Raw genomic sequence first — 23,747 nt, 5'->3', positions numbered from 1 at the left:
TATTGACCTCCACTTATGACTCCCATTTACTGACGGCTTAAACACCACTGCAAAGCACTTTTGACAATCAGCGTAATAATCGCCATCACTGCCAATAAAGCCGCCGCCACAAATGCGCCAACTGTGTTGTAATCCTGATACAGCAGTTCAACCTGCAAAGGCAATGTGTAGGTTTCTCCTCTGATCGCACCTGATACCACAGACACAGCCCCGAATTCCCCAATTGCTCGCGCATTAGTCAAAACAATGCCATACAGCAACGCCCAGCGAATATTCGGCAATGTCACACGCCAGAACATCTTCCAACCAGAAGCACCCAATAATATTGCGGCTTCATCTTCCTGATTACCCTGACTCAACATCACTGGCACCAATTCACGAACAACAAACGGGCACGTCACAAATACCGTAACCAATACCATACCCGGCCATGAAAACATTAACTGGATGTCATAAGCTCCAAGCCACTCTCCCATCCAGCCATTAGAACCGTAAAACAGCAGATAAAGTAACCCCGCTACAACGGGAGAAACTGCAAACGGAATATCGATTAATGTCAGTAATAATTGCCTGCCAGGAAACTGGAACCGGGTTACCAGCCACGCTGTTACCACACCAAAAACCAGATTGATGGGTACTGTGATCAATGCAATCAACACGGTTAACCAGATGGCATGGAGCATATCGGGATCAATAAGATTCAGTGAGAGGATATCAAGCCCTTGTGAAAAGGCAGTCAGAAAAATCCACGCTATCGGAATTACCAATAACAAGACAGAAACAATTATCCCTGTACTAATCAATACCCATTTACCCCAATTTATTGAGGAGCGCGGCATCAGTGTATATCCGAAAAATTCGGCCATTAATGCCCTCCGATCCGTTTACCAAAGCGGCTTTGTAATAAATTGACACTAAATAGCAACAGCAGTGATACAGCCAGGATCACTGAAGCAATCGCACTGGCTGCCGGATAATCAAATTCTTGCAATCGTACAAAGATCATCAGAGAAACTACCTCAGTTTGCCACGCGATGTTGCCTGCAATAAAAATGACCGCACCAAATTCTCCCAGACTTCGCGTGAAAGAAAGTACCGTGCCCGCTATCAATGCAGGTGAGAGTTCCGGCAAAATCACCTGCCTAAACGTCTGCCAACGACTTGCCCCTAATGTCTGGGCTGCTTCCTCGTATTCCGGACCTAATTCTTCGAGTACTGGTTGAACGGTACGGACAACGAAAGGCAGGCTGGTGAATGCCATTGCAACCGCAATACCCAACCAGGTATTCACGACCTTAATATCAAAATTACCAAGCCAGGAGCCATACCATCCGGTTGCAGAAAATAGTGTTGCCAGCGTTAACCCCGCAACCGCTGTCGGTAAAGCAAAGGGTAAATCTATCAATCCATCAAGCAGATTGCGTCCGGGAAAACGATAGCGAGTCAATATCCAGGCCATTAACATGCCAAAAACCATATTGAACAAACTGGCAATGGCAGCAGCCAACAAAGTGACCTGATAGGCGGCAACAATCTGAGGATTTGCAATCACCTGCCAATATTCTGCCCAACTCATGCTGGAAAGTTGTATGGCCAGAGCGCTCAATGGCAATAACAAGATCAAACAGGTATAAAAGAGACTACAACCCAAACTCAATCCAAATCCGGGTAACACACGTTTACTGGATGAAACAAACATGGCTCATACCCTTCCATCAATGATTGAGCCGGCATACCATCCGAGTTGATATGGGTTTTCCCCCGAATGTTCCTGCAATGCGACTACATCTGCATTAGAAATATAGGCGTTGAAATTCCCTATAAGGGATACAGTAAATAGTGATTTGGAAAACAATTCGCTCCATTGCTTTGTATTTACCACTGTTTTCATTCAACACCTTATCTGTCACACCATTTAACAACGATTGCTCCATACTGTATCCAGAATATTTATAACAGGATAGGTTACTGCCCGCTGTTTTATATACCGAATTTTTATGAGAAATGATGAAACGAGATAAGCTATAAAAAACGCTACTCTTTACAGCTCTCCTCAGTTGCATAATGTTAAAAAATGACTCTCAGCAAAATTCTTCCTCAACCTTTCTATTTTGTATTTATCATTCAGCTTTCCAGATAATACGAGAGATTTTCCACGTTTTTAGTACATCATCTGAAGGCATTAACTCTTCTGGGCCATTCCATGCCCCTGTAAATATATAGCTGATATGCTGGCTTTGTGGTGCAGCGCAAACAACTGCCGGTTGCATAGCTAAACTGCCGGAACGTTGACAAGCACCATAGGCTTTATCATACAGTTCAGAAAAAGGCATTCCGATTTTTGTTCCCCAGACTGTTTTAATGTTTTCATCCAGGATATCAATATGATCTACCTTGCCATGATTCAAACCAGATAATTCAATTTTGACTTGATTACCTTCCATTCCCTGTACGATATTGACTAGTTTTCCATTCTGCATTTCCATACCATTACGCAGACGATATTTGCCTTCCAGCCCCTGCTGAATCACAGATAAGTTCATATCTGTCTGCGGGTTGATCCCTCCTATACCTTGGTCAGATACCTTTAAGTGACTCGAAAACCAGTTTAAAGGTGATATGGAAGACCATGAAAATTCAGATGTTCCTGCACAAGCAGTCAATAATAATGAAGCACTCATTAAGCCACTGATTGTCATAACTCTCTTTTTTAACAATAAACTAAATATAAAATATCTTTTCATTACTTTTTTTTACCTTATTTTCTGGACTGATTATTTAGCACAACTATATAAAAATCATTGTGTAATTGTTTATAAACAGGTCGATATCATACCAAAACGTGACTGGATTATAAAAAACATTGAAATCAATGGCAAAGATTCATGGTAGCCACAATGATTACGGTATTTTTGATTTTTTTAAATTCTACAACTATATCAGATGTTATGGTAATAAATACTATTGCAAAAATACCATGCTATCAGTTAGCTTCCCAGACTAATATCAACAAGGTACAGAAATATGTGAAAAACCCTCTCAATACAGTAAGAAAAAATAAACAAATAAACTCACCCCACTTTTATTCCGCACAAAATTATTCTGCACAAAACTGTAGGGTACTCAAAAGTAAAACTGAATCACCGATTCATGATCACTATTATTTTTCAAAAGACAAAAATGGCGTTATTAATGTTAAAGTTATTACTGTAACCGGACATCGTTCTTTCTTAATGTCAAAAGATCTCTTTATTACAAAAAATAAATACCAGAGGAAATTTCATCACTTAATAAAAAAATCGGCCAGAAAATTAATAAAATTCTTAAAAAGAGGTTCGTTTAAATAAATGTGGTTCATGGCCGAATGAAATAAATTTTCTCAGCCACTTACCTTTAACATTTAATCAATAATTAAACGTTTATTAAAAACAGTGTGCTCTTGTCCGTAATATTCATATTCCATTTTTTCACACATACAAATTGTTGCATCATTTTCCTCTGGAACCATGATTAAAATACTGGGGCAACCTCTCGCCAATAATTTTTTTTCAAGGCGGGAAACTAAAGCATTGGCAATTCCTCTGCCTCTAAATTCAGGATGAACGCCCAAATAATAAGCATGACCACGGTGTCCGTCATACCCTCCCATCACTGTTCCAACGACTTCTCCTGCCACTTCAGCAACCAGAAATAAATCAGCATCATGAGTTAATTTACGCTCAATATCGAGTTCTGGATCATCGCCAAAATTAATCAAATCACAACGCTCCCAAAGTGTGATAACGGCTTCAAAATCTTCTTGACGAAATAGCCTAATTTCCATAGTTAGTCAGCCTGTTTAATAAGCAATTGGTTCAATGACAATAATCACTACTTTCATTTTGGAATCAATATGAAAATGCGTTCATTGATACTAACAGGTATACTGCCTATCGCTATAAACTAACCAGAATGAAAGCAGAAATAAATATACTTAATATATATTAGTTTAATGTTTTTATGTTTGTCCATGATTAATATTTTTATATTAAAATTAAATAATCGATTACCTCAACCCTGTATACAATTACAGTGTTTATTGACGCTTTACTTCTTCCTCGCCGGAAAGTGATACCAAATTATCGGTAAAGTAGACGAACAAGGGTCATTCGTCGGTAACAAGAAAAATCAGCGCTGGCTTTGGTATGCTTGGGAACCGGAGAGGAAGCGGGTAATAGCGCATGTATTGGGTGATCGCAGCAGGAAAACCTTGGATAAATTGTTAGCGCTTCTGACGCCTTTTAATATTCAATTTTACTGTACAGATAATTATGCGGTTTACCATTGTCTTCCTGATGGAAAGCACTGCAGAGGAAAGAAATTTACCCAGTTTCCTCGACTTCAAGGATGGAGGGCTAACAGTGATTTGTTGTTCACTTGTTGTGAGTGGAAAAAGGTTTATTAACCTTTGCAATATGATGTTGTTTGTGATGGAGGTAGTTATACCAATAGATCATTTATAACTCGTTATTCACTTGCACAAAATAGAATTCACCAATGCTTTCAACCTGCTTGTAACCTTAACACCTATAATCATGAAACCCAGATTAAACCTGATGCAAGCCTTCTTGGCGCATATAGATTACTTGCTCTGCTCTGGGGTATACAAACTGTATTAGTCATAACTCTATCTGACACTCAAACTTTCCTCTTTTCAAATAGATGTGTTAGATAAAATCGGCCAGTACAAAACGGTCAAGTTTTAGATTAATCTGTCATCACTCTCTTCCTCTGCATTCAGTATATTAGTTTTATCAGTAGAATGTGAATCTTATTAATTTCCAAACAGCCATTTTGTGTCATCCTTAACCCAAGAAGTATTTTCCAATTTTGATAAATCTATTTTATTGATGTTCACAGGCGGAGAAATATCCCACTGCCTCATATTGCCAAAGATATTTTCAATGAACCTCTTTGGCTTAATTAGCAATCTACGTTGTTAATACATGAGGAAATAAATATGAGTACTCAAGATAAAAAAAATGATAGTGAAATGACTGTGGCAACAGGTTCTATACAATCGATCAGCGGATATTGGGATGTAGGCTCAACCATCTATATACCTGCTGATCTCCGAGGAAAAATAATTACTATTATAAGAGGATCTGGATTAACTGCACCTCAACAAGCAATAGCAGTGTCTCTTATTAATGGTACAAGCGAACAGAAACTTACGGGTTCAGCTTGGATATGGCTAAAATTCAATTTTTCCAGTGATTCGACAACCATTGAAGTTGCAGTTGGTAGCCAAGCTGATTTTACGCAATTATTTTCCCTTTTACAAAAATCAAGAAGCCAATACTTTCAAGATTTCTTTAACATCTAATTATTTCGCTAACTTTCTATTTCTCTTTAATCTTTTTTTCTTAAATTGAACTCCTGCCGTTTTTTGCTGTTCTTTGCTATACATTTTTTACAACATACCATTTCCTGATATTTAATATTAATTAAATCACAGCCAACCAAAAATTATCATACCATTAAAAACCAATAATATTTATTATTCCAAAAATTTTATTGTTAGTGGAAAATAAAATTTAATCTATTGATATACCCTTTGCTATTTTACTGTTTAAGATATTTTTCTTACTAAGGAAAGAAACATGAAAAATAAACAAATAACGATTGATAAGGCAAAGGAATTTTTCTGCGATGGGATGACCATTATGGTGGGTGGATTTATGGGTGTGGGCACCCCTCCACGTTTAATGACAGCGCTATTAGAAACCGGTGTAAAAAATCTAACCCTTATTACCAATGATACAGCCTTTGTTGATACCGGTCTGGGACCATTGATTGTTAATGGCCGAGTAAAAAAATTAATTGCATCCCATATCGGTGCTAATCCAGAAGCTGGTCGCCGCATGATCTCCGGTGAAATGGAAGTACAACTGGTGCCACAAGGTACGCTAGCTGAGCAGATCCGTTGCGCCGGTGCTGGCTTAGGTGGTTTTCTGACACCAACCGGCGTGGGCACCGTGGTGGAAGCAGGCAAAGAGAAAAAAGTCATCAATGGCCGGACATACCTTCTCGAATTGCCGCTGTATGCCGATCTGGCACTGATTCAGGCACACAAAGCAGACACTTTCGGCAACCTGACTTATCACCTCAGCGCACGTAACTTTAACCCACTTATTGCACTGGCTGCAGATATCACGCTCGCTGAACCGGATGAAATCGTACCGATTGGCTCACTCGATCCTGACTGCATTATCACACCGGGTGCTATCATTGACCATCTCATTGTTCAGTAAGGATAAAATGCCATGAATGCTAAAGAACTTATCGCCCGCCGCGTAGCTCTTGAATTGAATGATGGAGATATCGTTAACCTTGGTATCGGCCTACCAACTCAGGTTGTGAACTACCTGCCTGAAAAGGTACATATCATCCTACAGTCTGAAAACGGTTTTCTCGGTCTGGGGCCTGTCACACAGCCGGATAGAGATTTGGTGAACGCTGGCGGGCAACCTTGTGGTGTACTACCGGGCGCATCTGTGTTTGATAGTGCGTTCTCCTTTGCTCTGATACGAGGTGGTCACGTTGATGCTAGTGTGCTAGGCGGATTACAAGTAGACCAGGATGCTAATCTGGCTAACTGGATGATTCCAGGCAAGATGGTGTCGGGCATGGGTGGCGCGATGGATTTGGTGACTGGCGCCCGTAGAGTGATCATTGCAATGGAACATTGTGCAAAAGATGGCTCAGCCAAAATTCTACGTCAATGCACTATGCCACTGACAGCTGTGAATGCAGTGGATACGCTGGTTACTGAACTTGCTGTATTCCGTTTCGAAAACGGTCAGATGGTGCTATTTGAATACGCACCGGGTGTAAACATTGACACCATCAAGGCGAAAACCGAGGCCAAATTTATCGTTTCTCCACACGTGAAAGTGATGTCTCTTTATGTAACTGAGGAGAGCGTATGATCGGCCACATTTCTCGTGTAATGACACGGGTTGTGAACCGCTATCTGCCAGATCCGCTGATCTTTGCAATGCTGCTCACCATGCTTACATTTATGATCGCGCTGTTGTTGACATCAAGCACATCAATGGATCTGGTCAAAATGTGGGGGGACGGCTTCTGGAACCTACTTGCTTTCGGGATGCAGATGGCGATGATTATCGTCACTGGTCACGCGCTGGCAAGCTCTGGCTCTGTTAAACGTATTCTGAGGCTAACGGCTTCACTGGCAAAAACACCCACACAGGGTGTGATGCTAGTAACCTTCTTCGGTTCCGTGGCTTGTGTCATTAACTGGGGATTCGGGTTAGTTGTCGGAGCTATGTTTGCCCGTGAGGTCGCCCGTAGGGTTCCCGGTTCTGACTACCCGCTTCTGATCGCCTGCGCCTACATCGGCTTTCTGACATGGGGAGGCGGTTTTTCCGGCTCAATGCCGTTGTTGGCAGCAACGCCTGGTAATCCGGTTGAGCATATATCAGGTTTGATCCCAGTCAGCCAGACTATCTTTACCAGTTACAACATCTTTATCACACTCGGCCTTATCGCCGTCATGCCGTTTGTCACTCGTATGATGATGCCGAAAAAAGAGGAAATTATGATGATCGACCCGGCTTTGCTGGAAGAAGAGCCGGATTTCCAGAAAAAACTGCCGAAAGACGCCCCTCTATCTGAACGCATGGAGGAAAGCCGTATTATCGCGTGGATCATCGGAATACTAGGCTTCACCTACCTCGGTATATACTTTGCCAAGAATGGGTTCAACATTACCATTAACACCGTCAACATGATTTTCCTGCTGACCGGTTTATTACTACATAAAACCCCAATGGCATATATGCGTGCAGTGGGGGCTGCTGCGAAAAGTACTGCGGGTATTCTGGTACAGTTCCCCTTCTATGCAGGTATTCAACTGATGATGGAAGGTTCAGGGCTAGGCGGGCTTATCACTGAGTTCTTTATCAACGTCGCTAACAAAGACACTTTCCCAATGATGACCTTCTTCAGTTCCGCACTGATTAACCTTGCGGTGCCATCTGGTGGGGGTCACTGGGTTATTCAGGGGCCGTTTGTCATGTCTGCCGCTGAAGCGTTGGGCGCAGATTTAGGTAAATCAGTTATGGCTATCGCTTATGGTGAGCAGTGGATGAATATGGCACAACCGTTTTGGGCATTACCAGCGCTGGCTATTGCAGGGCTTGGGGTACGCGATATTATGGGCTACTGTATCACGGCACTCTTTTTTTCCGCTCTGATATTTATTATCGGCCTCCTTCTATTTTAATGATAATAAGAATTAACGATTTATTATGGAAAATATAGTGATTATCAGCGCTTAATGTGCCGTTATCAGCAGTCGACCAATACATCAATAAATGAGAGACATCACCAAAATTGGAATCATGGCCAAAATTCAAAAGCTAACAGGCAATTGAGATGGTTTAATATAATTATCAAAGAAAAACCTGTCAATATACGCTAACAGGGATAAATGTTCTTCTTATCAAGTCACAGCAGAGTACAACCTTGAATTCAATTATAAATATAATAGAGTTATATCCAATTCATACAAAGACGCTTAGTCTCACCCGCTTTTTTCAATTCAGTGCTAAATTTTAATGAATCGTAACCTTCATACCAACTGATAATTTCATAGGGGACTGTACCAACTAAGCTACGTACACGTTTACCAAGGTTATATTTTTCATCACCAATTGTTATATGAAGCTCTTTATTTTTAAAGTAATTATCTATGTCATTGTAATTTTCTTGACTATTATAAGTAAGAACAGAAAAAACAAGTTTCGGCGTAGTAAAGATATTTTGAAGTTCAGGATGTTCATTATTATCAAATTTAACATACTCATTCCATCCAAATATCATAACATAAGCAAATCCTGTGCTATTTTTTATTACATCGAAAGAACCATAATCTGGTACTGTTCCCTTTATTGGAACTTCCATCCTTGGTTTATTCAAGTATCCCCAAGAAATATTATCAACAAAACTATTTATCTTATGCACTTTAATTCCTAAAGTAATATCAGCAACCAACATATAATCTGCAAAAGCAAATTTTGGAGTATTAATTTCTGACATAAATGCCTCATTTATGATTATTAAAATTTAAAACAATTTCATCCTACCGCTAATCCAACAGATAACTTGACTTTACTGATATAAAAAGGCCGCGCATCTGCGCGACCTAAGAAGTTTAAATTTAATTCAGTTTTTTACCTGATAAAAATTATCTGTTATCCAGAACAAGGCCAGGCTCTGCAGCAATGTAACCCTGCAACATGCCTTCTTTATATATTCCCAAAATACACTCATAATACATTACACGCATAGTGCCCATAGGAGGCATCATGTTGACTCTGGTCATCAAATAGCAACTTCTCACTTTCTGCATATCCACATCCATTGGATTTCTTACGTCAACAACGGGCATGTATTTTGTGCTGGCAACCATTTTGTGTGGCTCCAGCATTTGAACCATGTCACCCTGCATGACTTTCATCATCGGGTCCATTTTCATCATGGAGTCCATTTTCATCATAGAATCCATCTTCATCATAGAATCCATCTTCATCATGGAATCCATCTTCATCATGGAGTCCATCTTCATCATTGGATCCATCTTCATCATAGCAACAGAATAGTCAGGATTATTATTTAATGTTATTAAATTCATGCGAATTACATCTCCCACATCGCATTTAACCATTAAATTACCTGAGTCATCAACAGAAGTCATTGTTTCATCTTCATGGATGTAAGTAACATATTTTTTGAAAACATCCGCAGACCACATTGAAACTGGACTATTAATATCTTTGCTAAGTTTACCAAAATCATTCATAATATCTTCGGTTCTTACACCCATTAATACATCAATCATTTTAGACATTATAGTACCCTCATTTGTTTATGGTATTAGTATGTTTTGCTACGCGACCAACATAGCACTGGGCCTGCGTTTTATTTATAAGCTTCTTACAGAACATATCATAACAAAATAATATAAAAGCCAAGTCTCAAAAAGTGTCCTTATAAAGAATTTTTTTATCACAATAAAGAAATGTTAAATTGTATTTTATATAGATTAATCACCAATAATATGCTGCTTAACTGCTAAACATAATAATTTACTTTACATGTTATAATGATGATTATTTATCAAAACATTTCAAAATAATCATGGTTATAAATTTTTAATTAATTTGTCATCATTAACTCGTTGACATTTCGGATTTAAAAAGAACAGATAAAAATAAATTCATCATAAAAATGATAACATAACATCATTGATAGTTTTTTCGTAAAATAAAACAGAATAATTTTTCTCTTATCCGTTTCCTTTTAATATCTGACCGTCGAAGTTACATAGATATACAATTCTATTCGATGTATAATTACTTATTATCATTCCACCAGCTAAATTAAGCTAAATCTGGAGAAAACATGTTTGGTAAAGGTATCGTGATCAAAAATTATGTCAGCGCTTATCCAAATCCAATTCGCTTACAAGCTGGCGATGTTGTTGTAATCAGTCACAGTGATATAGAGTATCCTTACTGGGTTTGGGCGACAGATACATCAGAAATAAGTGGTTGGGTTCCGCAACAAATCCTCTGTTTCATCCAAACTAATCAAGCGATCTGTACAGAAAACTACATCGCTCACGAATTAACTGTACAAATCGGCGAATGTCTATATTTGGAAAAGTTATTAAACGGTTGGTTTCTGGCACATAAAAGATGTGGTGAAACAGGCTGGATACCACAAGGTTGCGTAGAGTTTTAAAAGAGTATTACTTCCCTATTCCGGTGAAAATTTCAACTTACAGTCATCTTTCTAACCGTAAATTAACAAGTAAATTACTTAATTAGTAGAAAGATAAGGGTCTTTTCAGTTAATTTTTCCCCTGCGTCTGTTTCAGTCTCCGCCATAATGTTGTACGGCTAATCCCCAAATACTCTGCTGCTGCCTGACGGTTGCCTGAAAAACGTGCCACGACGTCATGTACTGAAATATCATGTTCTGACAGTAATGTTTCTTTAAAGGGGAAAGTGGCTATCTGCGTTTGCAGGTTATTGTTTGTTGCACCAATATCAACCTGACGTTCAGGCGAAAGTGACAGTATTAATGCAGGAGTCAATACCTGCTCAGGATTAGCACTTATGTAGAGAACGATTCTCTCCATCAGGTTACGCAATTCCCTCACATTTCCCGGCCAATGATAAGATTGCAATATCTCATCGCAATGAGAAAGTTCACGTACTCTTGAAGCAGAAACAGGTAAATTGAGTGTCGCAAATGCCCGCCGCAAATATTCCAGCGCCAGCATACTTATATCATTTCCCCGCTCCCGTAATGCTGGAAGATTAATCCGCAATACGTTTAAGCGATAAAATAGATCGACACGAAAACGCCCTTCGCGTACCCATTGATCCAAATCACAGTGAGTTGCACAAATGATGCGGACATCAACCGAAATTGGACGATATCCCCCAACTCTGACGACAGATTTCTCTTCCAATACCCTTAATAAACGTGTTTGTAATGGCAATGGCATTTCACCAATTTCGTCCAGAAATAAGGTTCCTCTGTGCGCAATCTCAAATAATCCTGCACGCCCACCTCGTCGGGATCCGGTAAACGCACCTTCTTCATAGCCAAACAATTCAGCCTCTAATAACGACTCAGCAATCGCCCCACAGTTGACGGCAACAAATGGCCGTGGATGCTTTCCCTTTAACTGACCATAACGCAAGGTATATTCATGGTGAATAGCCTGTGCAACCAACTCCTTACCTGTACCACTTTCTCCCTGAATCAATACGGTAGCCGTTGAACGGGCATATAGCATAATTGTGCTGCGCACACGCTCTATTGCAGGGGAATTTCCCCGAATGTCATTGATAGTATGTCTGATCCGCAGCTTATCTTTAGCAGGATAAGGTGAAATCACGGCTTGATTAAGTTTGGCCATTTTGGCCATATCTAAAGCGTCATGAAATGCCTGCCGGATAGAAGCAGCAGAGTAAACAAACACGCCCACCAGCTCAGCTTCATAAGCCAGATCGGTGATTAATCCAGCACCTACAATCACTTGAATACCAATCGCTTTCAAGGCATTAACCTGCGCTCTGGCATCTTCTTCTGTCACATAACTCCGTTGTTCAATGTGCAGATTAAAACGTTGCTGAAATTCCTCCAAAGCAGGCAAGGTACTCTGATAAGTGATCACCCCAATGCGGGAACTAATTTGTCGGGCGCGAGCCAATGCCTGCATAAAATCAAACCCACTGGCTTTGGCTATGATCACTGGCACTGATAAGCGGCTTTTTAGGTATGAGCCATTAGATCCGGCACAAATCACGGCATCACAATGTTCGTTTTCCAGACGTTTGCGAATATGTTGCACCGCTTGTTCAAAACCAAGATGGATTGGTGTGATATCAGCCTGATGATTAAACTCTGGGGTGATATCTCGAAAAAGATCAAAAAGGCGGGAGATGGAAACTGTCCAGATAACCGGTTTACTATTATCACGTTCTTCGGTTTGTATCGGTATCATATCTTTCCCCTTTTGCGTTTTCTGCCCGTCCTTTCTTTACAATTCCTTACGATGTTTCATTTCCCCATAATGAAACAAAATTGAAACATCACCAGGTTCATTTTAAAACAAGTATATACTATACCTCATAGGAAATCAGAAACCACAACATAGAAAAACCAATTAATATATTGATTATAAATAGAAAATAAAAATAAATTCATTATCCATCTCAATTACTCTTCCCCCATTTTTACTTTTTGGCACAATCTTTGCTTAATTAACAATTTAATACAAATTAGTTTCATTTTTATAATAATGGAGTTATACATGGGATTTTATTCTGCTGGTTTGACTTTTCGTCAGGTAATAAAAGAAGAATCTCCGTTACAGATGGTAGGAACCATCAATGCGAATCATGCATTACTGGCAAAACGAGCAGGCTATAAAGCTATCTACCTTTCCGGTGGCGGCGTATCAGCCGGTTCATTAGGTTTGCCGGATCTTGGCATCTCAACACTGGATGATGTGCTGACCGATACACGGCGCATCACTGATGTATGTGATTTACCACTGCTGGTAGATGCAGATATCGGATTTGGCTCATCAGCATTCAATGTTGCCCGTACAGTTCGGTCTATTATTAAAGCAGGCGCTGCCGGACTACATATTGAAGATCAGGTCGGTGCAAAACGTTGTGGTCATCGGCCAAACAAAGAGATTGTCTCAAAAGATGAGATGGTAGACCGTATCAAAGCCGCCGTTGACGCCCGTAGCGACGAACATTTTGTCATTATGGCTCGTACCGATGCATTGGCAGTAGAAGGACTGAGTGCTGCCCTTGATAGAGCCGAAGCCTATATTGAAGCAGGAGCAGATATGCTGTTTCCAGAAGCAATGACTGAGCTACAAATGTATAAAACGTTTGCTGCAATAACTCAGGTTCCAGTACTGGCAAACATCACTGAATTCGGAGCCACTCCGCTCTTTACCCTCGAAGAGTTAAGAAGCGTAGATGTCTCTATCGCCCTCTATCCCCTGTCAGCTTTTCGCGCCATGAATAAGGCCGCAGAACAGGTCTATACCACACTCCGTCGCGATGGCACTCAAAAAAATGTGCTCGGTATGATGCAAACCCGTAATGAACTGTATGAAAGCATCAACTACTACGATTTTGAACAGAAACTGGATGCCCTGTTTTCCCAGAAAAATAACAGAGGTGATACACATGAATGAACAAAATACAAAGATTGAAGCTACCCCATTTAAACCCAAAAAATCTGTTGCCTTATCGGGAATTACTGCGGGTAATACCGCACTTTGTACTGTTGGAAAAAATGGTAAGGAGTTACATTACCGGGGTTATGATATTTTCGATTTAGCAGCCCATTGCGAATTTGAAGAAGTTGCCTACCTGTTAATCCATGAAAAACTCCCTTCCCGTGCGGAGTTGGCCGCTTACAAAACCAAACTGAAAGCATTGCGTGGTTTGCCAAGCAGCGTTAAGGCTGCGCTGGAAGCCCTGCCCGCAGTCGCCCATCCAATGGATGTCATGCGTACTGGTGTCTCCGTTCTTGGTTGTACTCTACCGGAAAAAGAAGATCATCATCTCCCTGGCGCCCGTGATATTGCTGATCGTTTACTTGCTTCCCTCAGTTCCATACTGCTTTATTGGTATCACTATAGTTATAACGGACGCCGTATTGATGTTGAAACCGATGATGATTCTATCGGCGGCCATTTCCTTCACCTTTTGCATGGCAAATACCCCCCCGTATCTTGGGAAAAGGCGATACACACTTCTCTGATCTTATATGCAGAACATGAATTCAATGCTTCTACTTTTACCAGCCGCGTGATTGCTGGTACAGCTTCAGATATGTACTCCGCCATTATTGGAGGAATCGGAGCTCTGCGAGGGCCAAAACATGGCGGTGCCAATGAGGTTTCATTCGAAATTCAGCAGCGTTATGACACACCAGATGAAGCAGAAGCCGATATTCTCAGGCGATTAGAAAAAAAAGAAGTGATCATTGGCTTTGGCCATCCGGTTTATACCGTTTCTGATCCACGCCATAAAGTGATTAAAGATATAGCTCTGACTCTTTCCAAAGAGACAGGCTCACTTCAAATGTTTAATATTGCGGATAGAATTGAATCTGTGATGTGGGATAAGAAAAAAATGTTCCCAAACCTTGATTGGTTTGCAGCCGTATCATATCACATGATGAACGTTCCCACTGCTATGTTTACTCCACTGTTTGTTATTGCCCGCACTTCCGGTTGGGCTGCACACATTATTGAGCAGCGTGTTGATAACAAAATTATTCGCCCTTCTGCCAATTATACCGGCCCGGAAAATTTGCTCTTTGTTCCAATTGAACAGCGCTGACACCAACTGATCATTGCCTTTTAAATAGTACTGATTCATACCTTACATGCAATTTTTCAAAAAGGATTGATTATGTCTACCTCTATTCCTGCTTCTACACTAACTCCCGGTGTTAATGCTCGTCCCGAATATGATCAGGTGATTGTAGATATCGTGGATTATGTCATGGATTACACCATCATTTCCCCTATTGCCTATGCCACAGCCCAACACACATTTTTAGATGCATTAGGCTGTGGGTTAGAGGCATTGGAGCATCCCGCCTGTACCAAATTATTGGGGCCGATTGTGCCAGGTACGGTTGTCCCCAATGGTGCACGAGTGCCGGGTACTCAATTCGAGCTTGATCCGGTACAGGCTGCGTTCAATATAGGTACTCTTATCCGCTGGCTGGATTTCAACGATACCTGGCTGGCTGCTGAATGGGGACATCCGTCTGACAATATCGGCGGAATACTTGCTGTCGCTGACTGGCTGTCAAGAAATGCTGTAGCCCGTGGGGAACAACCACTCACTATGTGGGATGTATTTTCCGCCATGATTAAGGCATACGAGATCCAGGGTTGCCTGGCACTGGAAAATGCTTTCAATAAAGTCGGGCTGGATCATGTCGTTCTGGTCAAAATTGCTTCAACCGCAGTGATTGCTCAAATGTTAGGGCTGGATCGTGAACAGATATTAAGTGCCGTTTCACTCGCTTGGGTAGACGGTCAACCCTTAAGAACTTATCGTCATGCGCCCAATACAGGTTCCCGCAAATCTTGGGCAGCGGGAGACGCGACTTCCCGTGCTGTGCTTCTGGCCCTGATAGCACAAAAAGGTGAAATGGGTTATCCCTCTGTATTAACGGCTAAAACCTGGGGATTTTATGATGTCTTGTTCAGCAGCAAGCCATTTCAATTTCAACGCCCCTATGAAAGTTATGTGATGGAAAATATACTGTTCAAGGTTTCTTTCCCCGCTGAGTTTCATGCACAAACTGCGGTTGAAGCCGCCATGCAATTGCATAATCATTTGAAAAAACTCGGTAAAAATATCGAAGATATCGCCAAAATCACTATTCGTACCCATCAGGCTTGTATCCGCATTATCGATAAACAAGGCCCGTTACATAATCCGGCTGACAGAGATCACTGCATTCAGTATATGGTTGCGATTCCATTGCTGTTTGGTCGTCTCACCGCTACGGATTATGAAGATGATGTCGCTAAAGATCTGCGTATTGATGCCTTACGAGAAAAAATAGTCTGTATTGAAGATCCTGATTTTACGAAAGATTATCATGACCCGGAAAAACGCTCGATTGCCAATGCTCTGACTATCTCCTTCAACGATGACAGTCAGCTTGATGAAGTCATAATAGAGTTTCCAATCGGGCACAGGCGACGCCGTGCCGATGGTATCCCCACTCTGCTGGAAAAGTTCAAAACCAATCTGGCCCGGCGCTTCTCAGCAGAGCAGCAACAAAAAATACTGTCAGCATCCCTTGAACTGAACGATATCAAAGACATCCCGGTAAACGAATATCTTGACTTGTACGTTGTTTAATCTGCCTATTCAGCGGTTCGCATTTCAGGAACCGCTATCCTTACATTATGTTAGAAAAATACTCCATGTTAGAAAAATACTGCATGTTAGGAAAATACTGCGTTAGGAGAAATTATGTCATTCCAAGATTTTTACCAACGTTCGATTGATGAACCCAACGTCTTCTGGGCAGAACAAGCCAAACGAATTCATTGGCAGCACCCTTTTGCACAAGTTCTGGATCACAGTAATCCTCCTTTTGCCCGCTGGTTTTGCGGTGGAAAGACCAATTTATGTTACAACGCATTGGATCGCTGGCTGGAAAGACAGCCTGATGCTAAGGCACTGATTGCGATTTCAACAGAAACGAATACTGAACAAGTCTTCACTTACCAGGAGTTATATCAGGAAGTTAACCGGGCCGCCGCTATCATGCTTTCTCTCGGTGTCAAAAAAGGCGATTGTGTTGTGATATATATGCCGATGGTGGCAGAAGCCTTATTTATTTTACTTGCCTGCGCCCGTATCGGTGCTATCCACTCTGTGGTTTTTGGCGGTTTTGCTGCCCATAGCCTCGCTACCCGATTAGATAATGCTGAGCCAGTACTAGTCGTTTCTGCTGATGCAGGCTCTCGTGGAGGAAAAATCATTCCCTACAAGCCATTGCTGGATGAAGCCATTGAATTAGCAGTACACACACCACGTCATGTATTGATGATCAACCGTGGCCTGGCCGAGATAAGTTGGGTCAGAAACCGGGATGTGGATTTTGCCACCTTGCGACAATCATATCTGAATGCAAAGGTTCCGGTAACATGGCTGGAATCCAATGAAGTTTCTTGTGTTCTCTATACATCAGGGACAACAGGAACCCCCAAAGGTGTACAACGTGATGTTGGCGGTTATGCAGTAGCGCTGGCAACATCAATGGAGATTATTTTTGGTGGTAAAGCTGGCGGTGTATTTTTTTGTACATCAGACATCGGTTGGATCGTAGGGCATTCCTATATTGTGTACGCTCCGCTGATCGCGGGTATGGCAACAATTATGTATGAAGGTTTGCCCATCCGGCCAGATGCCAGTATTTGGTGGCAAATTGTGGAAAAATATCGGGTCAACAGGATGTTTTCCGCACCAACGGCCATTCGTGTTCTGAAGAAATATCCTACAGATAATTGCTCTCAATACGATATTTCTTCTCTTGAAACACTCTATCTGGCAGGTGAACCACTTGATGAGCATACTGCACGTTGGGTTACTGAAACCATTAACGTACCTGTGATTGACAATTATTGGCAAACAGAAACGGGCTGGCCAATTATGACGATAGCACGAGCACTGGACGATAGGCCAAGTCGTTTTGGTAGTACGGGATTCCCGATGTATGGTTTTAACGTCAAATTGATGAATGAACTGACCGGACAGGAGTGTGATGACAACGAAAAAGGCATGTTGGTCATCAAAGGCCCTTTGCCTCCCGGATGTATCCAAACTATTTATGGTGATAATAACCGTTTTGTAAATACTTACTGGAAACATTTTGATCAGCAAGTTTACTCCACTTTCGATTGGGGGCTCCGTGATCGTGATGGTTATTACTTTATTCTGGGACGTTCAGATGACGTGATTAATGTTTCGGGACATCGTCTGGGAACCAGGGAAATCGAAGAGTGTATTGCCAGCCATGAAGATGTTGCTGAAGTCGCGGTTATCGGTATCAAAGATGATGTAAAAGGGCAGGCCGCAGTTTCCTTTGTCGTCCTCAAAGAAGGACGTGAAATTCAGAGTGCGGACCATTTTGCCACTTTGGAAAAATCACTGATGAGCCTGGTCGATAAGAAAATTGGCAGTGTTGGACGTCCGGCACGTATCTATTTTGTCACGCAATTGCCAAAAACACGTTCTGGGAAAATGTTACGCCGCACCATGCAGGCCATTTGTGAAGGTCGTGAACCCAGTGATATTGCTTTAATTGAAAATCCTGCTTCATTGGACGTAATACGAGATGCGGTTTCTCATTAAAAATGAGATTAATAAAAGTGAAGTTCATTCCAATAACCAACTTATTTTGTGGCAGGAAGTGGGATATTTACCGCTTTTCTGTCACAAATAATAAGGCTGCTATTTTTTAGTTAAAACACCATAAAAGATAAAAATTCTCCATAATAAATATACTTGCTATCTTCAAAATCACTTCCTTTGTTGATTACTTTCATTTATCTCTTCCATAAAAATAGATATTCATTGAACATATCATATATTTTATGATATGTTTTATAAATTTTAAAACTAAATATGTACAATAGCATGAGTAAAATCATTATCAATGGCATTTCAGATAAAAATTTCATAGAAAAATATGCTTACGATTTTCAATATATAATAAATAGAAAAACATCACCCGACAGCCTCTCAGAAAGATACTATCGTAAAGGAAAATCTTGTTGGGTCATGCAAACTTTAATTAACCTTAATTATTATTATGGAGATTGTCTAGACATTAGATTAACCAATAAAACCCAAGATAATGCCATTAATATATTACACTATGATAATTTTAGCTCTAAGACTAAACCATGGAGAGGAAATACTATAGTCTGCCAGGCTGATCGCCCATCAGTACACGGTGCTGGTTACGTGGTTGTACAAAATCCCCTACAGGCTAAGAATGGAAAAATTTTCATCCCTCACTGGCCTCAGTCAGGATTAAAACCAAGAATAAAAAATAATAACGAAATAAAAACCATTGGTTTTTTTGGGCATGAAGATGCATTACCCGATTTTTTTTCAGACAAGACATTAGAAAATGAGCTAAATTTAAGGGAAATTACTTTTATAAAATCGAACAAAGATTGGACTGATTATAGCAATATAGATATTGCTATAAGTTTTAGACGCGATTATACAAATATCATAAGAAAACCAGCCAGTAAGCTCATCAATGCATGGAATGCAGGTTGCCCTGTTATTTGCGATGATGAACCCTCAATGAGAGCAATAAGGTTAAGTGAGTTAGATTATTTGATAGCAAAAACTCCCGCAGAATTTATAGATGCAGTGGATAAATTGAGAAATCAGTCAAATTTATATTTATCGATGATATCAAATGGAAAAAAAAGATTTGAAGAATATAACCGAGAATCCACTGCCCAAAAATGGTTTCGTTTAATACAAGAAGTTTATAACAACAAACAAAATGCCCAAAAAACTTCTCGATTCGTTAAGTTTTACTTTCACAAATTAATATCACGTTAAAGCAAATCAATCAGAATAGACAATTTGAAACTTTAACGGTAAAAATGAATAAAAAAAAGAGGGTTACCATATAACCCTAGTTGATATTACCTTTATTTTTCTCATTTTATCTTTTGTTTAATCGATGTTTAGCAGCATAGTATTACTATGCTCTTGTACTACATTTTCCCAGCTACTTTTACCCATTCCTGCTCCGTGCCAATGCGGAGCTTTTTTTTGATTCGTATCACGTTTTGAACCAGAGCATGTATATTACGTACGCTGGTCAAAAATTTTACCACTGCCAAAATAACCAACTGTATAATTAATGTGCTAATATAGGCTCTTTTACTGCGGCTTCTACCCACTCTATCATCGCCGGATGATTAAGCATGCGATCAATCCATGCCTGACTGGTAGCAGAAAATGTTAACCCATAAGTTCGGGCACGAAAAACCACTGGAGCAAAAAAGGCATCTACTGCTGTAAACGAATCTCCCACCAGCCATTTACCACCAAACTGGCTTAACCCTTCAGCCCAGAGTGTATCAAGACGATCAAGATCATTTTGTAATTCAGGAGTTATTTTTTCTAATTTAAGCGTATTTGTGCAATTCATTGCGCACATTTGGCGCAATGTCATAAAACCAGAGTGCATTTCTGCCGCAGCACTCCTTGCCCATGCTCTGGCAATACGATCTTTTGGCCAAACCTGCGTATGATCCTCTGCAATATATTCAGCAATAGCCAATGAATCCCAAACGGTAATCTCACCATCCACTAAACAAGGAACAAGACCAGAAGGCGAGAATGCCTTGAATTTCTCATGACTACTTTTGCCATCTTCAAAGTAACTCAACTGCTCATTGAAAGGAATATTCAGCGCTTTGAGTAAAATCCACGGACGTAGTGACCAGGAAGAGTAGTTTTTATTCGCTATCCATAATGTATACATTTTATTTCTCTCTGTTAGTCCCTTCATATTTCAATTTACCGCTTTGTTGGCTGAAATTAGAAATATATTGGGTGTGATGGTGAAATATTGCACATGTAACATTACAATTTCTAACCATATGAGTAAATAAATATATAAATTAACATTATTTATTTTTACATGTAAAATAATTACATGCGTGATATCTTCGCTGATTCTTTAATTATTTCACTACATCCTTAAAGTGAAAAATAATTTTTCAATCCATCTTTAATTAAGTTAATTTATTTTTTATATATATCCAATAGGAATATCAATATTCCATTTGTCTTTTATTTTATTAAGAATACGCCAGCTAACTCTATTATTGATAAATTTTGACATTCTTAAACAAATTATTTGGCGAAGATTTACAAAAATAAGACTAAACTTTTATCTATTGTGAGGTTCATTTTTTTTCATTTCTGTTTACTATCTATGTTAGAAGAGTGCTATGTTAGGAAATTGTATTTTGTAAGTGATCAAAAATAAGGAAACGATATGTTATTAAAAAACACCTCCAAGCAATTTGGTCATATCTCTGTTTTGATCCACTGGTTAATTGCGCTTGCTGTTTATGGAATGTTCGCATTAGGTTTATGGATGGTCACATTAAGTTATTACGATACCTGGTATCATCAAGCTCCCAAACTTCATAAGAGCATCGGTTTTTTAATCTTTATTATTATGGTCATCCGCATTATCTGGCGATTTATTTCTCCTCCCCCTAAGCCCCTGAATAGTTATAGCCAACTTACACGGATCAGTTCAAAATTAGTTCAGTTCACCCTTTATATCGCCCTGTTTGGCATTTTATTCAGCGGATATTTTATCTCCACAGCAGATGGTCAGCCTATCAGTGTTTTTGGATGGTTTGATATCCCCGCCACACTGGCAAAGCAAGGCGTACAAGCAGATACAGCCGGTATTATCCACCTCTATCTTGCCTGGCTGGTCGTTGTGCTTTCGCTATTACATGGGCTTGCAGCGCTGAAGCATCACTTTATTGACCGAGATAGTACGCTAAAAAGAATGTTTGGACTCCCACCCGACTCAAAATAAATTATGGAGAATCATTATGTTGAAAAAGACGCTAATCAGCCTGACAGCAGGTGCTTTATTTATGAGCGCAGGCTCAGCAATCGCTGCTAACTATAAAATTGATACTGCTGGCCAACATGCCTTTATCGAGTTTCGTATCCAACATTTAGGTATGAGCTGGCTTTACGGTAGCTTTAAAAAATTTGATGGTGATTTTACTTTCGATGCAAACAATCCAACAACGGATAAGGTCAATGTCGTTATAAAAACAGATAGCGTAGAGACAAACCATGCTGAACGCGATAAGCACTTACGTGGTGCTGATTTTTTAAATACCACAAAACATCCGGAAGCCAAATTTACTTCAACCAAGGTGGAGAAAGAGGGAGATCACTACAAAATTATCGGTAATCTGACATTGAATGGTGTGACTAAACCAGTAACGCTGCAAGCAAGACTAATGGGCGAAGGTAAAGATCCGTGGGGAGGATATCGCGCAGGCTTTGAAGCTAACGGGAAACTTAAATTGAAAGATTTTAATATTAAAACTGATTTAGGGCCCAAATCTCAGGAAGTTGAACTGAATATTTCGTTGGAAGGTATTCGAGAAAAAGCCTGATACTTTTCAAAATCATTTCTCCTATCCTTTTTGCTTTTCAAGTTGCAGATTTGTTGGCTGCAACTTGAAATTAAACCATGATCTCTGTCGCTACTTAAACCGACTGTGCAAGCAATTTATTAACATGGAATGTAATAGACTCCAGAGCGTTATGAGCAGCATAGTCTGCCTTAAGTTTCTGCGCCTGCTGATACCATTCAGGAGAAGAAAGTATCCGTGTAACTGCCTGATAGAGCTGTTGTTCACTCGGTGTATCTGTATTCAGGCTGATACCACAGCGTGCCCAGATAACACGGGCAACCGCTTCCAGCTTACCATCTCCTGTACCAGCCACAACCATAGGTACACCATGACGAATTGCTGCATTGAGAGAACCATATCCACCATTCGTAATAAAAATTGCTGAACGGGGAAGCCAGTATTCAAAGTTAAGATATTCCACTACTTTGGCATTATCCGGTATTGATTCTCCCAACATTTCAGCCGGCCTTCCTGCGGTGATAGCCAAAACGCGTACTGGTAAATTCGCCAGGGCATGCAAAGTCGGTATTATTAACTGATTGAAATCAATATTCGCCAATGTACCTTGAGTAACCAGTATAAGTGGCAAACTCTCATCAGGCCATTCCAGCTCTTTTTTATCATCCTGTACATCAACTTTCAGCGCACCAATAAAATCCAGTGTTTCCGGCAGATCATCACGCGGGAATTCAAACGACCGAGTTGCCAATTGCAGGAAACAATTAGATTGTTTCAGAATGACATCGTTATAATCCTGTGTCAGTAAAGGAGCATTCACTGTGGCCAAAGCTGTGTTAAAAGCTTCCTGGACCTGCGCAATCAGCTTGTGAGTTTCCTCATCCACCAACTGTTCACGCTTTAAATCGGCAGGAAGCAATTCGGGCGGTATACGTGCCCCCCAGAATATGGCATCCCGAGATGACAATAACAGCGGACTTACCCCAATCACCATGACAGGAATGCGTTCATGAACAGGCTTTTGTAATAAGGGCAATACAGCATAGAACGTATTGTCAACAATCAGCAAATCAGCATCTGCAACCAGTTGTTGCAATTGAGGATATAGTACAGGGATCGGCCCCGCAAAAAATTGCTTAAGAGAAAACGACGTCTGGGCATTTCCCGGCGGATGCTGTCCACGTTCAGGAAATTTTTTTTCCAAATAACGGTAATCAACATCCACTCTCGGATCAAAAGCAACAAAACTCGCCCCTAGCGCTTCCGACTGCTGCCGAAAAAGAGAACCACTGAATATTGTTACATCATGTCCCTGTTCTATTAAATGTCTGGCAATAGAACAAATGGGAAAAACATGCCCCGGAGTTGCAATTGCTGCCAAAACAATACGCGCCATAAATCAAACCTCCTTCAA

At 40.4% G+C, this 23,747-nt stretch carries 24 protein-coding genes and 1 pseudogene; 15 read left to right on the top strand and 10 right to left on the bottom strand.

Annotated features, from left to right (window positions below):
* Nucleotides 1–26: 26 nt before the first annotated feature.
* From cysW to ABLA85_RS10070, 4 genes are all read right to left on the bottom strand, one after another.
* Nucleotides 27–866, bottom strand: a complete 840-nt coding sequence (gene cysW, locus ABLA85_RS10085) for a sulfate/thiosulfate ABC transporter permease CysW (protein ID WP_367963697.1) — start codon at nt 864–866, stop codon at nt 27–29.
* Entirely contained in the window at nt 866–1,699 is an 834-nt protein-coding gene (gene cysT / locus ABLA85_RS10080; RefSeq protein WP_367963695.1) for a sulfate/thiosulfate ABC transporter permease CysT, read from the bottom strand. The genes cysW and cysT overlap by 1 nt, the downstream gene beginning before the upstream one ends.
* A 3-nt stretch (nt 1,700–1,702) precedes the next feature.
* Nucleotides 1,703–1,891: a hypothetical protein gene (locus ABLA85_RS10075; protein ID WP_367963692.1), complete on the bottom strand. Its 189-nt coding sequence runs from the start codon at nt 1,889–1,891 to the stop codon at nt 1,703–1,705.
* A gap of 229 nt (nt 1,892–2,120) precedes the next feature.
* Complete coding sequence (locus ABLA85_RS10070; RefSeq protein ID WP_367963689.1) at nt 2,121–2,699, bottom strand: RpoE-regulated lipoprotein; 579 nt, start codon at nt 2,697–2,699, stop codon at nt 2,121–2,123.
* Between ABLA85_RS10070 and ABLA85_RS10065 the strand changes: the two genes are divergently transcribed.
* Nucleotides 2,620–2,892 (top strand): hypothetical protein, encoded by a 273-nt coding sequence (locus tag ABLA85_RS10065; RefSeq protein WP_367963797.1) that lies wholly within the window; start codon nt 2,620–2,622, stop codon nt 2,890–2,892. The two genes, ABLA85_RS10070 and ABLA85_RS10065, sit on opposite strands and share 80 nt — an antisense overlap.
* Nucleotides 2,886–3,347 carry a hypothetical protein gene (locus tag ABLA85_RS10060; RefSeq protein ID WP_367963687.1) on the top strand — a complete coding sequence of 154 codons (462 nt, stop codon included), beginning with the start codon at nt 2,886–2,888 and terminating at the stop codon, nt 3,345–3,347. The genes ABLA85_RS10065 and ABLA85_RS10060 overlap by 7 nt, the downstream gene beginning before the upstream one ends.
* Before the next feature lie 53 nt (nt 3,348–3,400).
* Here the strand turns inward: ABLA85_RS10060 and ABLA85_RS10055 are convergent, their stop codons facing one another.
* Nucleotides 3,401–3,823, bottom strand: a complete 423-nt coding sequence (locus ABLA85_RS10055) for a GNAT family acetyltransferase (RefSeq protein WP_367963686.1) — start codon at nt 3,821–3,823, stop codon at nt 3,401–3,403.
* A 291-nt stretch (nt 3,824–4,114) separates the two neighbouring features.
* On the opposite strand from ABLA85_RS10055, the pseudogene ABLA85_RS10050 reads away from it, so the two are divergent.
* The 5 genes and pseudogenes from ABLA85_RS10050 to ABLA85_RS10030 all read left to right on the top strand — a co-directional run.
* A pseudogene (locus ABLA85_RS10050) lies at nt 4,115–4,369 on the top strand (IS1 family transposase); the annotation flags it as partial.
* A gap of 630 nt (nt 4,370–4,999) precedes the next feature.
* Nucleotides 5,000–5,365, top strand: a complete 366-nt coding sequence (locus ABLA85_RS10045; RefSeq protein ID WP_367963684.1) for a hypothetical protein — start codon at nt 5,000–5,002, stop codon at nt 5,363–5,365.
* A 277-nt stretch (nt 5,366–5,642) separates the two neighbouring features.
* The gene (gene atoD / locus ABLA85_RS10040) at nt 5,643–6,293 is read left to right on the top strand and encodes an acetate CoA-transferase subunit alpha (RefSeq protein ID WP_367963681.1); all 651 of its coding nucleotides are present in this window, start codon (nt 5,643–5,645) and stop codon (nt 6,291–6,293) included.
* Between the two features lie 12 nt (nt 6,294–6,305).
* The gene (locus tag ABLA85_RS10035) at nt 6,306–6,971 is read left to right on the top strand and encodes a 3-oxoacid CoA-transferase subunit B (RefSeq protein ID WP_367963679.1); all 666 of its coding nucleotides are present in this window, start codon (nt 6,306–6,308) and stop codon (nt 6,969–6,971) included.
* Entirely contained in the window at nt 6,968–8,290 is a 1,323-nt protein-coding gene (locus tag ABLA85_RS10030; protein ID WP_367963677.1) for a TIGR00366 family protein, read from the top strand. Before ABLA85_RS10035 ends, ABLA85_RS10030 begins: the two co-directional genes overlap by 4 nt.
* A 269-nt stretch (nt 8,291–8,559) precedes the next feature.
* Here ABLA85_RS10030 and ABLA85_RS10025 read toward each other — a convergent pair whose 3' ends face one another.
* Together ABLA85_RS10025 and ABLA85_RS10020 are read right to left on the bottom strand one after the other, a co-directional pair.
* Entirely contained in the window at nt 8,560–9,105 is a 546-nt protein-coding gene (locus tag ABLA85_RS10025; protein WP_367963675.1) for a hypothetical protein, read from the bottom strand.
* Between the two features lie 148 nt (nt 9,106–9,253).
* Complete coding sequence (locus tag ABLA85_RS10020; protein ID WP_367963672.1) at nt 9,254–9,916, bottom strand: AidA/PixA family protein; 663 nt, start codon at nt 9,914–9,916, stop codon at nt 9,254–9,256.
* 554 nt (nt 9,917–10,470) lie between these two features.
* Here ABLA85_RS10020 and ABLA85_RS10015 point away from each other — a divergent pair.
* A complete protein-coding gene (locus ABLA85_RS10015) occupies nt 10,471–10,812 on the top strand; it encodes an SH3 domain-containing protein (RefSeq protein WP_367963669.1) in 342 nt (113 codons plus the stop codon).
* A gap of 109 nt (nt 10,813–10,921) precedes the next feature.
* Here the strand turns inward: ABLA85_RS10015 and prpR are convergent, their stop codons facing one another.
* Nucleotides 10,922–12,589 (bottom strand): propionate catabolism operon regulatory protein PrpR, encoded by a 1,668-nt coding sequence (gene prpR / locus ABLA85_RS10010; protein WP_367963667.1) that lies wholly within the window; start codon nt 12,587–12,589, stop codon nt 10,922–10,924.
* Between the two features lie 309 nt (nt 12,590–12,898).
* On the opposite strand from prpR, the gene prpB reads away from it, so the two are divergent.
* The 5 genes from prpB (at nt 12,899) to ABLA85_RS09985 (ending at nt 19,742) form a co-directional block, all read left to right on the top strand.
* On the top strand, nt 12,899–13,804 hold the full coding sequence (prpB, locus tag ABLA85_RS10005) for a methylisocitrate lyase (protein ID WP_367963664.1): 906 nt from the start codon (nt 12,899–12,901) through the stop codon (nt 13,802–13,804).
* Entirely contained in the window at nt 13,797–14,960 is a 1,164-nt protein-coding gene (prpC, locus tag ABLA85_RS10000; protein WP_367963663.1) for a 2-methylcitrate synthase, read from the top strand. The genes prpB and prpC overlap by 8 nt, the downstream gene beginning before the upstream one ends.
* Nucleotides 14,961–15,032: 72 nt before the next feature.
* Nucleotides 15,033–16,508: a bifunctional 2-methylcitrate dehydratase/aconitate hydratase gene (locus tag ABLA85_RS09995; protein ID WP_367963661.1), complete on the top strand. Its 1,476-nt coding sequence runs from the start codon at nt 15,033–15,035 to the stop codon at nt 16,506–16,508.
* Between the two features lie 114 nt (nt 16,509–16,622).
* Nucleotides 16,623–18,509 carry a propionate--CoA ligase gene (locus ABLA85_RS09990; protein WP_367963659.1) on the top strand — a complete coding sequence of 629 codons (1,887 nt, stop codon included), beginning with the start codon at nt 16,623–16,625 and terminating at the stop codon, nt 18,507–18,509.
* A gap of 285 nt (nt 18,510–18,794) precedes the next feature.
* Nucleotides 18,795–19,742 (top strand): glycosyltransferase, encoded by a 948-nt coding sequence (locus tag ABLA85_RS09985; RefSeq protein WP_367963656.1) that lies wholly within the window; start codon nt 18,795–18,797, stop codon nt 19,740–19,742.
* A 304-nt stretch (nt 19,743–20,046) separates the two neighbouring features.
* Here ABLA85_RS09985 and ABLA85_RS09980 read toward each other — a convergent pair whose 3' ends face one another.
* The gene (locus tag ABLA85_RS09980; protein WP_367963654.1) at nt 20,047–20,676 is read right to left on the bottom strand and encodes a glutathione S-transferase family protein; all 630 of its coding nucleotides are present in this window, start codon (nt 20,674–20,676) and stop codon (nt 20,047–20,049) included.
* Nucleotides 20,677–21,195: 519 nt separating this feature from the next.
* Between ABLA85_RS09980 and ABLA85_RS09975 the strand changes: the two genes are divergently transcribed.
* Both ABLA85_RS09975 and ABLA85_RS09970 read left to right on the top strand, forming a co-directional pair.
* Nucleotides 21,196–21,756 (top strand): cytochrome b, encoded by a 561-nt coding sequence (locus ABLA85_RS09975; protein ID WP_367963652.1) that lies wholly within the window; start codon nt 21,196–21,198, stop codon nt 21,754–21,756.
* Between the two features lie 16 nt (nt 21,757–21,772).
* Entirely contained in the window at nt 21,773–22,354 is a 582-nt protein-coding gene (locus ABLA85_RS09970) for a YceI family protein (protein ID WP_367963650.1), read from the top strand.
* A 94-nt stretch (nt 22,355–22,448) separates the two neighbouring features.
* Here ABLA85_RS09970 and ABLA85_RS09965 read toward each other — a convergent pair whose 3' ends face one another.
* Nucleotides 22,449–23,729 (bottom strand): glycosyltransferase, encoded by a 1,281-nt coding sequence (locus ABLA85_RS09965; RefSeq protein ID WP_367963648.1) that lies wholly within the window; start codon nt 23,727–23,729, stop codon nt 22,449–22,451.
* Nucleotides 23,730–23,747: the final 18 nt, after the last annotated feature.

The sequence above is a fragment of the Xenorhabdus sp. SGI246 genome, from assembly GCF_040838225.1.
Taxonomy (GTDB): Bacteria; Pseudomonadota; Gammaproteobacteria; order Enterobacterales; family Enterobacteriaceae; genus Xenorhabdus; species Xenorhabdus indica.
Note: the sequence above shows the minus strand (reverse complement) of the source record. Positions and strands in the feature narration are given on the sequence as shown.